The sequence below is a fragment of the Prosthecobacter sp. genome (assembly GCF_044227185.1).
GTDB lineage: Bacteria > Verrucomicrobiota > Verrucomicrobiia > Verrucomicrobiales > Verrucomicrobiaceae > Prosthecobacter.
Window position 1 is genome coordinate 198,360 of the sequence record NZ_JBGAFO010000012.1, and the last position, 13,805, is coordinate 212,164.

At 63.3% G+C, this 13,805-nt stretch carries 11 protein-coding genes and 1 pseudogene; 4 read left to right on the forward strand and 8 right to left on the reverse strand.

The genetic code is table 11. The features are described from left to right. Positions 1 to 3 precede the first annotated feature (3 nt). Both ACILSQ_RS25235 and ACILSQ_RS25240 read right to left on the reverse strand, forming a co-directional pair. The gene (locus tag ACILSQ_RS25235; protein ID WP_395746456.1) at positions 4 to 2,988 is read right to left on the reverse strand and encodes a PSD1 and planctomycete cytochrome C domain-containing protein; all 2,985 of its coding nucleotides are present in this window, start codon (positions 2,986 to 2,988) and stop codon (positions 4 to 6) included. Positions 2,989 to 3,063: 75 nt separating this feature from the next. Further along, positions 3,064 to 4,437, reverse strand: a complete 1,374-nt coding sequence (locus ACILSQ_RS25240; RefSeq protein WP_395746457.1) for a serine/threonine protein kinase — start codon at positions 4,435 to 4,437, stop codon at positions 3,064 to 3,066. A 100-nt stretch (positions 4,438 to 4,537) separates the two neighbouring features. Between ACILSQ_RS25240 and proC the strand changes: the two genes are divergently transcribed. After that, positions 4,538 to 5,341 carry a pyrroline-5-carboxylate reductase gene (gene proC, locus ACILSQ_RS25245; protein WP_395746458.1) on the forward strand — a complete coding sequence of 268 codons (804 nt, stop codon included), beginning with the start codon at positions 4,538 to 4,540 and terminating at the stop codon, positions 5,339 to 5,341. A 149-nt stretch (positions 5,342 to 5,490) separates the two neighbouring features. Here the strand turns inward: proC and ACILSQ_RS25250 are convergent, their stop codons facing one another. The 3 genes from ACILSQ_RS25250 to ACILSQ_RS25260 form a co-directional block, all read right to left on the reverse strand. After that, positions 5,491 to 5,853, reverse strand: coding sequence for a hypothetical protein (locus ACILSQ_RS25250; protein ID WP_395746459.1), 363 nt, complete (start codon positions 5,851 to 5,853; stop codon positions 5,491 to 5,493). A gap of 101 nt (positions 5,854 to 5,954) precedes the next feature. Continuing rightward, entirely contained in the window at positions 5,955 to 6,362 is a 408-nt protein-coding gene (locus tag ACILSQ_RS25255) for a hypothetical protein (protein WP_395746460.1), read from the reverse strand. A gap of 24 nt (positions 6,363 to 6,386) precedes the next feature. Then, entirely contained in the window at positions 6,387 to 8,177 is a 1,791-nt protein-coding gene (locus ACILSQ_RS25260; RefSeq protein WP_395746461.1) for an NADPH-dependent assimilatory sulfite reductase hemoprotein subunit, read from the reverse strand. A 138-nt stretch (positions 8,178 to 8,315) separates the two neighbouring features. On the opposite strand from ACILSQ_RS25260, the gene ACILSQ_RS25265 reads away from it, so the two are divergent. Beyond that, positions 8,316 to 9,170: a hypothetical protein gene (locus ACILSQ_RS25265; protein WP_395746462.1), complete on the forward strand. Its 855-nt coding sequence runs from the start codon at positions 8,316 to 8,318 to the stop codon at positions 9,168 to 9,170. 66 nt (positions 9,171 to 9,236) lie between these two features. Further along, entirely contained in the window at positions 9,237 to 9,803 is a 567-nt protein-coding gene (locus ACILSQ_RS25270) for a c-type cytochrome domain-containing protein (RefSeq protein WP_395746463.1), read from the forward strand. Between the two features lie 63 nt (positions 9,804 to 9,866). Here the strand turns inward: ACILSQ_RS25270 and ACILSQ_RS25275 are convergent, their stop codons facing one another. Beyond that, positions 9,867 to 10,964, reverse strand: a complete 1,098-nt coding sequence (locus ACILSQ_RS25275; protein WP_395746464.1) for a DNA alkylation repair protein — start codon at positions 10,962 to 10,964, stop codon at positions 9,867 to 9,869. Between the two features lie 69 nt (positions 10,965 to 11,033). Between ACILSQ_RS25275 and ACILSQ_RS25280 the strand changes: the two genes are divergently transcribed. Beyond that, a complete protein-coding gene (locus ACILSQ_RS25280) occupies positions 11,034 to 12,191 on the forward strand; it encodes a pyridoxal phosphate-dependent aminotransferase (protein ID WP_395746465.1) in 1,158 nt (385 codons plus the stop codon). A gap of 25 nt (positions 12,192 to 12,216) precedes the next feature. On the opposite strand, the pseudogene ACILSQ_RS25285 reads toward ACILSQ_RS25280, so the two are convergent. After that, a pseudogene (locus tag ACILSQ_RS25285) lies at positions 12,217 to 12,933 on the reverse strand (sulfate/molybdate ABC transporter ATP-binding protein); the annotation flags it as partial. Then, complete coding sequence (gene cysW, locus ACILSQ_RS25290; protein WP_395746466.1) at positions 12,930 to 13,790, reverse strand: sulfate ABC transporter permease subunit CysW; 861 nt, start codon at positions 13,788 to 13,790, stop codon at positions 12,930 to 12,932. The pseudogene ACILSQ_RS25285 and the gene cysW, both read right to left, overlap by 4 nt. Between the last annotated feature and the right edge of the window lie 15 nt (positions 13,791 to 13,805).

Consider the following 13,805-nt stretch of genomic DNA (forward strand, 5'->3'; position numbering starts at 1 on the left):
CGCTCACTCCTTCGTGATCGTCTCGTCCAGATTCAGCAGCACGCGGGCGACGAGGGTGTGGGAGTCGATGTCTCCGGGCTTGGGCTGGTGGCGCTTGAGCATGTCTACCAGCACGGCGGTTTCTTTGGCGGTCGGCTGGCGGCCGGTGCAGAGCTGGAAGCCGTGGGAGATGCGGGAGGCGTCATCCGCGCCGCCTTCCTTCCACATGCGTTCGCCCAGGGCTTTGGCGGCGGCCATGCTCATGGTTTCATTGAGGGTCATGAGGGCCTGCAGCGGCGTGTTGCTCTTGGAGCGGCGGATGCAGGAGCTTTCGCCATTGGGTGTGTCAAAGGTGGTCAAAAACGGATAGGGCGTGCTGCGACGGCGGAAGACGTAGAGGCTGCGGCGGAACTGGTTCGCGTCTTCATCCACCTTCCACGGGAAGGGCGCGTAGCTGGCAGGTTTTTCAAACAAGTATGCCGGGGCGGGCGGCATCACCGGGCGGCCGCCGATGGCGGGATTGAGCAGTCCGCTGGCGGCGAGCTGGATGTCCCGCACCACCTCTCCCTCCACGCGGAAACGCGGACCGCGCGCGAGCAGGCGGTTGTAGGGATCGCGCTCCAGAAGCTGCGGTGTCACCTTGCTGCTCTGCTGATAGGTCTCGCTGCTGGTGATTAGGCGCAGCAGGTGCTTGGTGCTCCAGCCGTGCTCCATGAACTCAACCGCGAGCCAGTCGAGGAGCGCGGGATGACTGGGCAGCGCGCCCTGGGTGCCGAAGTCTTCGGCGGTCTCCACCAAGCCGGTGCCAAAACAGGACTGCCACACGCGGTTCACATAAGCGCGTGCGGTGGTGGGCGCTTGCCGGTCCACCATCCACTTCGCGAATGTAAGGCGCGAGCCATCCGCATTCTTTGGCAGCGGATTCAGCATGGCAGGCACACCGGCGGTCACGCGATTGTCGGGCTTGAGGAAATCTCCGCGCTTGAGCACGGAGGTCATGCGCGGCTCCGCGCGCGGGTCCAGCACCAGCGTGGTGCTGCCTTCGGGGTGCTGCTTCCACATCGATTCAATCTCATCATTGATGGGCTGCCACTCCGCCACGGTGGTGCGGAAGGCGCTGAACTCCGCCTTCTTTCCATAGAGAGGATCGGCCTCGGCATTCGGCGCATCGGTCACGCTGATGCGGTAGCGGCCCAGGTTCATCGTCTGCAGGTCGTCGCTGTTCCAGCCGCCGTGCTTCATGCTCAGGCTCACGGACAGCTCACTGTCAGGCTTGAGCTCGACGGGTTTCTCCAAAACGAAGACCGCATTGCGCGGCACATTGCGCCGACCCGGTCCGGCATTGATGCCCCAGGCGGTGGCGGCATTGCCATCGATCGCATACGCGATGGGTCCGGTGACGCGCTTGTCCTTCTCCATATCCTTGTCGCGTGCGTATGGGGCGAGCGGCGTGTTTTCCGGCTCGCCATAGTCTGCGGTGGCTTTGACAAATTTCAGCTTCGCCGGCTTGCCATCGATCTTCATTTCAGCGCCGAATTCCGTGAGCGCCGCCGTGCCCTTCTGCGAGCGGCCCGGGCCGTAGGCAGGCAGATTGGGGTCATTCATCAATTCCAGCCGGAAGGCGGAGACGGTTTTTGGCGAAGCCGCGGCTGCATCGTGAAAACCCTTCACCGCAAACTTCACCTCGCTCTTCGTAGGCGCATAGCCTTGGGCGAGGATGCTGCCATCCGGCTGTCGCAGCGCCTTTTCACCGCCAGAAGGATCATCCTCAAAGGCCAGCGTGTGCCACTGCGGCTGCGCGGCTTTGACGGATGCCACCCAGGTTTTCATCCGTTGCTCCCAGTCAGGATGGTCATGCTTCAGCTTTGCCTCCAGCTCCGCCGTGCGCTTCAGCACCTGCGTGCGCTGCATCTGCTCGCTGCCGGTGTACACCACGCGCCAGGGCTCGTTGTCGTTGTTCAGGAAGGCAAACATCCGATAGTACTCCTCCTGCGTGATGGGGTCGTACTTGTGGTTGTGGCACTGCGTGCAGCCGATGGTGAGGCCCAGCACGCTTTTTCCCAGAGTGTCCATGCGGTCAAACATGGCCTCCATGCGGAACTGCTCGGGGTCCACGCCACCTTCTTCATTGACCATGGTGTTACGCAGGAAGCCGGTGGCCACGATCTGATCCTGCGTGGCCTTGGGAAGCTGATCTCCCGCAAGCTGCTGAATGATGAACTGGTCGTAGGGCAGGTCGCGGTTGTAGGCGCTCACCACCCAGTCGCGGTAAAACCAGATGAAGCGCATCGGGTCCTTTTCATAGCCATTGCTGTCAGCATAATGCGCGGCATCCAGCCAGTGGCGTGCCCAGCGCTCGCCGAAATGCTGGCTGGAGAGGAGATTGGATGCGAGCTGCTTGATGCTGGATGCTGGATCGCGTTTGTACTCGGTGGCAAAGGCCGCGATTTCCTCCGGTCGCGGAGGCAGGCCGGTGAGATCCAGATGGAGGCGGCGCAGCAGAGTTTCAGGCGCCGCGGGTGGGGAGGGCTGCAGTCCTTCTTTGGCCAGACGTTCGCGAATGAAGGCGTCGATGGGATGCTTCGCTGTCGCGGGCACCGGCGGGCGCACGGGCGGCTTGAAGGCCCAGTGGTCGGTCTTCTTGTCGATGCTCACGCTGGCGCTGTCAGGCCACACGGCACCGGAGGCGATCCACTCCTTGAGTTTCGCAATTTCATCCGCGCTCAGCGGGTCGCCTTTGCGCGGCATGCGCATCTTGGGGTTCGTGCCCAGCACGGCGTGCATGAGGCGGCTGTCATCGGCTTTGCCGGGAATGATCGCCACGCCAAAGTCACCGCCCTTCAGAGCGCTGGGCTTGTGGTCCAATCGAAAGGCAGCCTCCTGCTTGTGGCCGCCGTGGCACTGGTAGCAGTGCTTGCTGAAGATGGGCTGGATGTCGTGAACGAAATCGACCGCCGCTGCAGCGGGTGTGGCGAGTAGCAGGAGAAGAAGGGCGGTGGGGCTTTTCACGAGATGAGAGGATACGCCGGCGCACCATGCGAAATCAGCGCCTGCCGCATGGAAAATGCTGTCGCAATGGCGCAGCTAGCGCGCCTTGGCCGCGGCATCCGTCATGGCGGGGGCGTCTGTGACTTTGGAGACGGCAGGGATGGCCTGCACGGGTGCCGGAGCGGCGGGAGAAGCTGAAGCCGTGCCGCCTGCGGTGGCAGCGGGTGCGGCGCCTGAGCTTTTGGAGTCCGCGCTGGTGCTCGTACTCGCGGATACTTCCACCTTGGGCAGGGACTTCTGGATGATGGGCCAGACGAAAAAGCCGATCATCGTCACAGCCGCCAAATTCAGGATCACAGCCATCGCGATGCGGCTGCCGGAGGTCTTTTTCCCAGAGGGGGCGGGCGTGGGCGTCGCCGGGGCAGCAGCCGTCGCGGTGGAGACGGGAGAAGCTGAGGCGGCGACGGCGACTGCGACTGGTGCCGGTGCGGATTTTGGCTGCACAGACCGCGGCTTCGGCGCGGAAGAGGCAGGGGCCTGCGCCTGCGGCGATGGCGGGGGTGCAGCGGCGGCCACCGGAGCTGGAGGCGGAGGCGGCACGGCGGCCATCAGCGGCGTGGTCTGGTAGCCGGGCGCCATCACGGGCGCCTGCTGTGGCATGTAGGCAAAACCGGTGTGCATGCTGAGCATCAGCATGTCCAGCGCCTGGGCCACGGCCTGCGGGCGCATGTGCGGCATGGGATTGAGCAGCCAGGCCAGCCAGTCGCGTAGCGGTGCATCCAGGTCCGGGCGTAGATGGCTGAGCACGTAGCCCGCATTGAAGGCCTGCCAGTCCTGCATGACCTCCTCCACCGTGCTGCCCTGGGTGGGCGCGGTGTTCGTGGCCAGGCAAAACAGGCTGCCTGCGGCGGTGAAGAGATCGCTCTGCGTCGTCGGCATGCCGCCGCTGTGCAGCTCCGGCGCGCGAAACCACAGCGTCTCCGGCGGGTGCGTCTGCCGGGCCAGTGAAAGGCCCCAGTCCTGCACTTGAAGAAACAAGCCGCCGCCAGGGTGATCGGCGATGATGAGATTGCTCGGCTTCGGATCGCCATGCGGCTGGCGCAGGTGCTCGCCCACCAGCAGGGCGTGCATGAGCTGCACGGCCAGCGCGCGGAGGTCCGCGGGAGTGGGCCTGCGCTCCGCGGCAAAGGTGCGGGCGTTCATTCCCGGCATGAACTCAGACACGATGGCAAACTCCTCCTCCGAGGGCAGCAGCGTGATGAGCCCCGCGATCTGCGGGTGCCGCATCTGCATGAGGGAGGGCGCCAGGAGCTGGAGGCGCTCCCGGTCCAGCGGATGCGCGGTTTCGTAATCCGGGAGCAGGGCTTTGATCAGCACCTTGCGCCCGGTCATTGTCTCCGCTCCGCGATACACTTTGGCAGAGGGCCCGGCGGCGATGATCTTTTCCGGCTGAAAGTGGTCGTGTTGCATTTTTAGCGACGATTTCTATGAGCATGTCAAAAAACCGGCGTGCAACGCAAGATAAGATTGGCGCACTTGCGCGCCGCCGCATCTGCCCCACAGTCGCGCCATGATGAAACTCGGACTCATTGGCTGTGGAAAAATGGGCGGCGCACTGCTGCGTGGCGTGGAGCAGGCGCTGGGCAAGGCCGGCCTGAACGTGGCGCTCAGCGATGTGATGCCCGAGGCGGTGAACTCGCTGCGCAAATGCCTCACCTGCAAATCCATCACTGGCTCCCCTGCGGAAGTGGCGGCGGCTTCGGACATTGTTATCCTCGCGGTGAAGCCCGGCGACATGAAGGCGCTGTGCGAAACGCTGGCGGAGGTGAAAGGTTCGCGGCTTTACCTCAGCATCGCCGCCGGGCTCTCCCTGGTGAATCTCGAAACCTGGCTCGGCGGGAAGCAGCGCGTGATCCGCAGCATGCCGAACACCCCGGCGCTCGTCGGCAAAGGGGCGGCGGCCTTTGCCCGCGGCAGCAAGGCCACGGCCAAGGACGCGGCGCTCGCAGCCAAAATTCTCGGCGCCGTCGGCACGGCGGATGAGGTCGCGGAAAAGCTGCTGGATGCCGTCACCGGCCTCTCCGGCAGCGGCCCGGCGTATGTTTACACCGTGATCGAAGCCCTCGCCGATGGCGGCGTGCTCATGGGCCTGCCCCGCGCTGCGGCTCTGCGCCTCGCGGCACAGACCGTCACCGGCGCGGCGGAGATGGTGCTTTCCACCGGCAAACATCCGGCGGCTCTGCGGGATGAAGTCACCAGCCCCGGGGGGACGACCATCGCGGGCCTCGAAAAACTGGAGCAGCACGGCCTGCGCAATGCGATGATCCAGGCCGTGCGCGCGGCCACGGAGAAGAGCAAGGCGCTGGGGGCGTGAAGGAAAGTACTCCTCTCGCTCCGCGAGAGGAGTCCAGCGCGAGCGCGGGCGGTTGCGCCATCATGATATGAAGACTTTCCGCGAGAATGATCTCGCTGGGCTCATCTCGACGGAGCGAGATGAGTACTGTACGGAGCGGTCCGGCCACTTCAGAACTGCGGCTTGAAGTAGCCCAGGGCGGCGAGTCCGGCTCCGCAGATGGCGGCAAGCAGCACCACCAGCGGCGCGGCGATGACGCGGCGCTTGGCCAGCACGGGGAGGAAGCCGAGGACCAGCCAGAGGGCGAACTTGGCCCACACCCAGTGGTAGGTGTAATACGAAGGTGCTCCTTCGGGAAGCATCTTGTTGTACTTCGCCAGCAGGCCAAACCCCGAGACCAGGCTGATGACGAGGCCGATGCCGTGCCACATCATGGCCTTCTTGGCGCCTTCGCTGGAAAGAAGTCCGCCGATGCCGATGAAGACGAGGATCAGGCCGATGACATGGAGGTAGTGGTAAAACGGGAGTGACATGCGCAGTCTTTGGCGCAGACCCAGGCCCTGCACAAGTGCCGGGATGTTCAGATTTTGACGAAACGAGAAGCAGCGGGGCGCCCAAGCCTCCCGGTTCTGCTTCAAAAATGGGGCGACGAGGCAACAACCTGGAAATCATCCTCATAGTGGATGAAGCCCGGATCTTGGGTGTGCAGGGTGCGGCAGCTCAGGTCGTAGGCCGCTAATATGGCAATGATCTCCTCCATCTTTTCCACATGCTCCTGGGCGGCTGGTTTGAACCAGGAAATGGCGTCGCGGGGCCAGTTGGAAGAACTGAATGGCGGGCAGGGAAGGTGCTCATTGAACCACTCAAACAATGCTTCGGTACGCTGGTATTCGTCGCGGGTGAGGTTTCCGGCCTCCTTGAGCAGGCGCAGCTCCGTGATGACGCCGCTCGTCTCCTGCAGGCGGTCGCGCGCCGCACAGACAATGAAGCGTGTGTAATGAAAACGGCCACGCCGGGGAGGCGTGGCCGTGACATCATTCATACAAAGCAGAATGGAGGAGCGATATCAGCCGGCCTCGCCCACCTTCTCATTTGCCAGCTTGGAGGCGCGCTCGGCGAGCTCGACGTGGAACTGCTCCGGCGTGGGCGCCTCACCCGTGGTGCGGGTGCGGGCGAACCAGTCGGCGAAGATTTCGCCCTCCTTGCGCTCGGCCTTGAAGGCTTCCAGGAAGGCGCGGACCTTGCCGGGAACCTCCTCGCCGAGCACGGTCTTGAATTCCAGACCGGCGAGGCGGTTGCCGCGGATGCTGCCACCCACAAACATGGCGTACTTGTTCGGCGAGCGGCCCACGAAGCCGAAGTCGGCATTGTAGGGGCGGCCGCAGCCGTTCGGGCAGCCGGTCATGCGGAAGAGGATCGGCTCGTTTTCCAGGCCGAGTTCGCGCAGGGATTCGTCGATCTTGTCCATGAAGCCGGGCAGCACGCGCTCGGACTCGCTCAGCGCCAGACCGCAGGTGGGCAGGGCCACGCAGGCGTGCGCCACCTTGCGGGCGCGGGTCATGCCGTCGGCGTGGATGACGCCGTGCTTCGCCAGGATGGCGTCCACTTCAGCCTTCTTCTCCGGCGGGACGTCGGCGATGATCATGTTCGTGTTCGGCGTCACGATCAGCGGGAGGTCGAGCGTCTTGCAGAGATCCACAAAGGCGCTGCGGTAGTGCGGGCCGTTCTCACGGTCCACGATGCGGCCCATGCTCACATGGACGGCGCAGTAGAGCTTGCCGTCGCCCTGCTCATGCCAGCCGAGCTTGTCCTCCACGCTGTCAAACTGGAGCTCCTTGGGCGGGAAGGTCTCGATGCCCGGCAGGCGGCGCACCACTTCGGCGCGGAAGCCGTCCAGGCCCATGGTCTGCACGGTGTACTTCAGACGGGCGTTTTTGCGCTCGGTGCGGTTGCCGTGGTCACGCTGGGTGGTCACGATGGCCTCGATGGCGTCCACGACATTGGCGCGTTTCGCATACAGCAGCGGCTGGCCCAGAAAGGGGCGGGTGCTGAGCTGGCCGTGGCTCATGCCAAAGCCACCGCCGACGGTGATGGTGTAGCCTTCCACTTCGCCATTCACCACATGCGGCACCAGGCCCACGTCCTGGGAGTAGATGTCCGCGTCATTGCAGGGCTGGATGGCCACGCCGATCTTGAATTTGCGCGGCAGATAGACCTTGCCGTAGATGGGGTCATCGCCCTCGGGCGCCTTGGTGACTTCACGCACGGCGGGGTTCACCTCCGGATCGTGGGTCCAGTTTGGCTCCAGCTTTTCACCGTCCAGCCAGATGTCCGCATAGGCGCTGGAGCGCCACAGGAAGCGCTGGCTGATTTCCTCCGTAAGCTTCTGAGTATCAGCATGGACGGCGTCCTTGATGGGGGCGGCGGGGCCCATGGTGTTGCGCACCACATCTCCGCAGGCGCCCATGGTGCTGAGACCGCTGTGGCAGACGTTGTGAATGACCTCCTTCAGGCCGCCTTTGAGCACGCCGTGGAGCTGGATGCCCTGGCGGTTGGTCAGGCGCATGTTGCCAAAGGCCTTCGTGCACAGGTCGTCATGGATCATCCACTGCTTCGCGGTGATGCGGCCGCCGGGCATCTTGCTGCGGATCATGAAGCTCCAGGCCTTTTCCAGCTTGGCCTTGGTGCGTTCAGCGCGCACGTCGCGGTCATCCTGCTGGTAGGAGCCGTGGTGTTTGAGCAGGATGTTGGAATCGTCCGGAATATTCGGGGTGCTGGTGTCAGCGAACTGCTCGGCCAGCTGGCCACGGAGGCCGTCTGAGGCGAGTTTGAGGTCTTCAACGGAGGCTTTGCTCATAAGGATGGGGTCTGGGGGGCTGGCAGTGTCGGTCAGGATGGCTTGAATGCAAGTGCTTGAGCCAGGGGCCTGGTTCTGAAAATCATGGCAAAGGGACGCGTGACAAATGGCTCGAAAAGCGATTACAGTTTACTTGGCATGAGCAGGCACCCTACCCGGACGCTCCTCACAGCGGCAGTTTTGCTGTCGCTGCAGAGCGGCTGTGTCAAAAAAAGCGAGTATGATGCCCTGCAGGTGGAGAATCAGGCGCTGCAGACGCGTGTGGACCAGGCTAACCACCTGCTGGTGCAATCACAAACGGATTTGTCCGCAGCGCAGGTACAGATGCAGCAATTTCTGGTGGTACAGACCCGGCTGCAGAAGGCCGAGCAGGAGCTGAAGCTCTCTCAGGACGAAGTCAGCGCTCTCAAGGCCAGGTTTGAGCAGTTCCGCACCCAGCGCCGCAGCGCCATGGTGGGGAGAAAATTCCCCACGCTGAGCCTGGAGGACGGCCGGGTGCTGAGCCAGGTGGAGATCACCGCGGTCAATGCGGAGGAGGTGTCGTTCCGTCACAGTGCCGGCCTGGCCAAAGTGGCCCTGGCGAAAACCACGCCCGACCTGCGCTGGGAGGCCTGCTACGATCCGCAGGAAGCCTTGGAAAAGGCACGTGAAAACAAGCTGGTCAAAACCGTCAAGGACCAGGGGAGCCCGCCCGTCACTCCAGCCCCGTCTGCTGCGACGCCTCCCCCCGCCCGCAATGCCGTGGACGTCCTGCGCGCCCAGCTCGCCTCGCAGCGCCAGCTCTTGAACTCTGAGTATCAGGCCCTTGCGGCCAAAAATGGCACCGCCCTGCGCGGCGCGGAGTGGAATTCCGCCCAGCCGGAAAACAGCCCCCTGCTCAGCACGCTCTCCGGCAGCCGGGCGGTGCTGGGCATCAGCCGCCTGCAGGCCCAGCGGAATGCAATCCTGACGACCCTGCAGCAACTGCGCGAGCTCGACCCCGCCGCCCGCTGAACTGGTGGAATCTGTAAAATATGCTAGGCAAACCGCCCGTTTGATCGTTCCATGTCGCCCGCAACCATGAAATCCTGCCTTCTCCTCGCCTTTGCTCTGACCGCCACCGCCGCCTCCGCGGTCGATTACAAGTCCCAGGTCGCGATCATCTTCCGGACCAAGTGCTACGCCTGCCACAGCGTCACCAAGAAGGTCAAAGGCAAGCTGGCGCTGGATGACGACAAGATATCCGAGCAGATCGGCCCGGGCAAAAACATCATCCCCGGCAAGGGCGCGCAGAGCACCATGTATGTGAACTGCACCCTGCCCAACGACGACGGCGATGTGATGCCCCCTGAAGGCAAGAACCGCCTCACCGATGCGGAGCTGGCCACGCTGAAGGCCTGGATCGATGAAGGCGCCAACCTCACTGGCGGTGGCGCGGCCCCTGCCGCAGCACCCACCGCGGCTCCAGCGGCCGGCGGCGTCATGAAGTGGACCAACACCGAGGGCAAGACCATCGAGGCCGAGTTCATGGGCCTGGAAGGCGACAGCGTGCTGCTCAAGATCCCCTCCACCGGCATCACCCACATCCTGCCGCTGAGCAAGCTCTCGGCGGAGAGCCAGGCGCAGGCGAAGGCGGCCAAGAAGTAAGAGCCGTCACGCAGTTCGAATCACTGACGCCATCAGGAGGAAATCCTGGTGGCGTTTCTGTTTTCAGCGCAGATCAAACACCGTCTCCGCCACCCGCTGGCCGTTGATCTGCAGCTCCACGCGGTGCCTGCCAGCGTAGTGCTTGCGCGTGGTGAAGTCTTTCACCACCTGGGATTTGATGAGCTCGATCTCCGCACGCGCAGGCAGGTCGATCTCCGTCCATTTGAAAACCTTCTCCGCGCTGCCGCCGCTCGCCTTGACGTAGTGCACCACGTAGTCGATGGCCAGGCGCTGCGTCTTGTTGGAGGTGGAGGTGAGCGCCGCTGTCAGCGTGAGACGCTCCCCGAGCTTCAGGCGTGCAGGAGAGGCTGTCAGCTTTGACGACACCTCCGCCTTTTTGCCAAAGCCGAAGAGCTTCAGCGCCTGCGGGTGCCCGCGCTTGATCAGCGTGCGGCAGGCATGCTTCGCGATCCAGCGCAGGTTCTCTCGTTCCAGATCCCAGGAGCCCAGACGCTGCAAAACGTAGTCGTGATGATCCTTGGTGATGTCATTCAGATGATTCGCCACCGAGCGTCGCACGAAGAGCGAGTCGTCGTCCTTCAGCGCCTCCAGAATCACCGCGGTGGGTGCAGGATCCCGCACCAGCGCCTGCAGGCGCATGCCCCAGGGCAGTCGCGGGCGTGAGCCCTCACTGGCCAGACGGCGCACCTTTTCATCAGGATCAGCCGTCCACTCATGCATCGTTTTCAGTGCACGCTTCTGATCCGCCATGATGAAGGGCCGCACGGCGAACTCCGCCGAACCGAAGACGGTGAAAAACCGCAGTGCCTCCATGGAGAAATCGAAATCCTCCAGGCCAAACGTGGCGACGAAATCACCCAGGAAGATCGTCACGAACTCATGGCCGATGCGCGGTGCCAGTTTTTGCAAAGCGCGCACCTTTTGCTGGTAGGTGCCCGGAAGCGCCGCATTCACGGCCACCGCGCACTGATGCACGCGTTGCATGAGACTGCGGCCTTCGAGTCCATCCAGGGCGGATTGCATGAAATCATCGCTGCGAAACTTGGGCGCGATGTCGGACAGTTCCTTGGCGATGGCGCGGTAGCGGGCGGCATCAAACCATTCTTTGAGCTGGGGCGGGGGATTGGGTTCAGGAGGCATGAGCAACGGCCTGCATATGGGTCGGATTGGTTGGTTGCACGTTGGCGGCATCTCGCCCAAATCGCAAGGATGCCTGCAACCTCCCGCCGCCTCCACGCCTTCACCGAGTCCGTCATCCGCGCGATGACGCGTCTTTCCAACCAGCACGGTGCCATCAATCTCTCCCAGGGCTTTCCCGACTTCAATCCGCCGGAGGAAATCCTCGCCGCGCTGGAGCGCGCCACCCGCGGCCCCTTCCACCAGTATGCGGTCACCTGGGGTGCGCCGCGCTTCCGCCAGGCACTGGCCAAAAAGATAACCCATTTCTCCGGCACGCCGGTGGATCCGGACCAAAACCTCGTCGTCACCTGCGGCAGCACGGAGGCCATGATGTGCGCCATGATGACCTGCTGCGAACCGGGGGACAAAGTCATCGTGTTTTCGCCTTTCTATGAGAACTACGCCGCGGACGCCATCCTCTCCGGGGCCGAGCCCATCTACGTGCCGCTGCGTCCGCCGCAGTTTGGCTTTGATCCCGATGAACTCACGCGCGCTTTTGCGCAGGGCGCCAAGGCCATCATCGTCTGCAATCCCTCCAACCCCACCGGCAAAGTCTTCACCCGCGCCGAGCTGCAAACCATCCTCGATCTCGCGGAAAAGCACGACGCCTTTGTCATCACCGACGAGCCTTACGAGCACATCGTCTATGCGCCGCATGAGCACATCTATATGCACTCGCTTCCTGGCGCTGCGGAGCGCGTGATCGTGTGCAATTCACTTTCCAAAACCTATTCCATCACCGGCTGGCGTCTCGGCTACGTGCAAGCCGCTCCGCACATCATCGCCCAGGCGCGCAAGGTGCATGATTTCCTCACCGTCGGCGCCGCCGCCCCGCTGCAAGAAGCCGCCGTCGCCGGTCTCGAACTGCCAGACAGCTACTACCACGGCCTGCGCGATCTCTACACCGAGAAGCACGATGTCTTCCTCGATCACCTCCGCGCCACCGGCCTGCCCTTCACGGAACCGCACGGCGCCTACTACGTCCTCATGGACATCTCCTCCCTCGGCTTCCCCACCGACACCGAAGCCGCTGAATGGTTCGTCAAAGAAGTCGGCGTCGCCGGCGTCCCCGGCTCCAGCTTCTTCCGCGAACCCGAACACCGCTTCATCCGCTTCCATTACGCGAAGCAGTTGGAAACGCTGAACGCGGCGGGGGAGAAATTGCTGCGGGTGAAGCAGGGAAGGTGAGCGCAGCTCAAATCATCACGCAGTCGAGGAAGTCCGCCACAAACTCATTCTTCGGATGCTCGCGCAATTGCTGGGGTGATCCGACCTGCTGGATGCTGCCCTCATGCAGAACGACGACGCGGTCCGCGAGCTCAAAGGCTTCGTCCTGATCGTGGGTGACGAACAACGTCGTCACGCGGGTCTCGTCGTGAAATTGGCGGAGCCACTTGCGCAGCGTCTTCCGCACCTTGGCATCCAGCGCGCCGAAAGGTTCGTCGAGCAGGAGCACCTGAGGCCCCACAGCAAGCGCGCGTGCCAGCGCCACACGCTGTTTCTGCCCGCCGCTGAGCTGCGAGGGATAGCGATCCCCATAGCCTTCGAGAGCAATCCGGTGCAGGAGGTGAGTAACTGATTTGTCGATGTCCTCCCGGTCGGGCCGCTCTGGCCGCTTCATCACACGCAGACCAAAAGCAATGTTCTCCGCCACAGTCATGTGATTGAAGAGGGCGTAGTTCTGGAAGACAAAGCCGGCCTTGCGCTCGTAGGCGCTGCGGTGCGTGACATCGGTGCCGTGAAACTGGATGCCGCCCTCGCCCATGTCGGCGAATTCCAGCCCGGCGATGATGCGCAGCAGCGTGGTCTTGCCGCTGCCGCTGGGACCCAGCAGCGCGACGAGCTCGCCGGTTTTCACTTCGAGATCGACGTTTTTCAGCGCGTTGAAGCTGCCGAAGGTTTTGGAGATTTGGTGGATGTGGATGCTCATGCTGCTCCTCGTTGGGTGGTCGTCAGAGTTTTCAAAATCAGGGTCACCAGCGCCAGCAGGGCCAGCATGGAGGCCACGGCAAAGGCGGGGACAAACTGGTATTCGTTGTACAAAACTTCGATGTGCAGCGGCACGGTGTTGGTCTTGTTGCGGATGTGTCCGCTGACCACGGACACCGCGCCAAACTCGCCCATGCTGCGGGCGTTGCAGAGGATGATTCCATAGAGGAGGCCCCATTTGATCTTCGGCAGCGTCACGCGCCAGAACATCTGGAAGCCGTTCGCGCCCAGCGTCATCGCAGCCTCCTCCTCGGCCTGGCCCTGCGCCTCCATCTGCGGTGCCAGAATGCGGGCCACAAAGGTGAAGGTGACAAAGAGGGTGCTCAGCACGATGCCAGGCAGCGCGAAGATGATCTTGATGCCGTGCTCCTTGAGGGAAGGGCCAAACAAACCCTGCGCACCGAAGAGCAGCACATAAACCATGCCCGCGATGACCGGCGACACCCACAGCGGCAGCTCGATCAGCGAAGTCAGGAGGCGTTTGCCGCGAAACTGAAAGCGCGAGACGCACCACGCCGCCGCGAGGCCAAACAAGGTGTTCAGCGGCACGGTGATGGCGGCCACCTTCAGCGTGAGCCAGACCGCATGCATGGTCGCGCGGTCATCAAAGGCCTCGGCAAAGCCTTCCCAGCCTTTTCTAAACGCCTCCTGAAAAATGACGACGAGAGGCAGCACAAACGTGAGTCCCATGAAACCCACGGCGCTGCCGATGATGAGCACTCGCGACGCGAGAGAGTCTGAGGTGGCCGCTCGCGGGCGCGTGCGGTGGGCAGGGGTGATGTCGATGATGGCGGCCATGTGGCGTGTCATTGA

Coding starts and splice junctions, on each gene's coding strand:
- ACILSQ_RS25240 (WP_395746457.1), bottom strand. CDS start 4,437: ATGCAACACGACCACTTTCAGCCGGAAAAGATCATCGCCGCCGGGCCC.
- cysW (WP_395746466.1), bottom strand. CDS start 13,790: ATGGCCGCCATCATCGACATCACCCCTGCCCACCGCACGCGCCCGCGA.
- ACILSQ_RS25265 (WP_395746462.1), top strand. CDS start 8,316: ATGAGCAGGCACCCTACCCGGACGCTCCTCACAGCGGCAGTTTTGCTG.
- ACILSQ_RS25255 (WP_395746460.1), bottom strand. CDS start 6,362: ATGAATGATGTCACGGCCACGCCTCCCCGGCGTGGCCGTTTTCATTAC.
- ACILSQ_RS25250 (WP_395746459.1), bottom strand. CDS start 5,853: ATGTCACTCCCGTTTTACCACTACCTCCATGTCATCGGCCTGATCCTC.
- ACILSQ_RS25275 (WP_395746464.1), bottom strand. CDS start 10,964: ATGCCTCCTGAACCCAATCCCCCGCCCCAGCTCAAAGAATGGTTTGAT.
- ACILSQ_RS25270 (WP_395746463.1), top strand. CDS start 9,237: ATGAAATCCTGCCTTCTCCTCGCCTTTGCTCTGACCGCCACCGCCGCC.
- ACILSQ_RS25280 (WP_395746465.1), top strand. CDS start 11,034: ATGCCTGCAACCTCCCGCCGCCTCCACGCCTTCACCGAGTCCGTCATC.
- proC (WP_395746458.1), top strand. CDS start 4,538: ATGATGAAACTCGGACTCATTGGCTGTGGAAAAATGGGCGGCGCACTG.
- ACILSQ_RS25260 (WP_395746461.1), bottom strand. CDS start 8,177: ATGAGCAAAGCCTCCGTTGAAGACCTCAAACTCGCCTCAGACGGCCTC.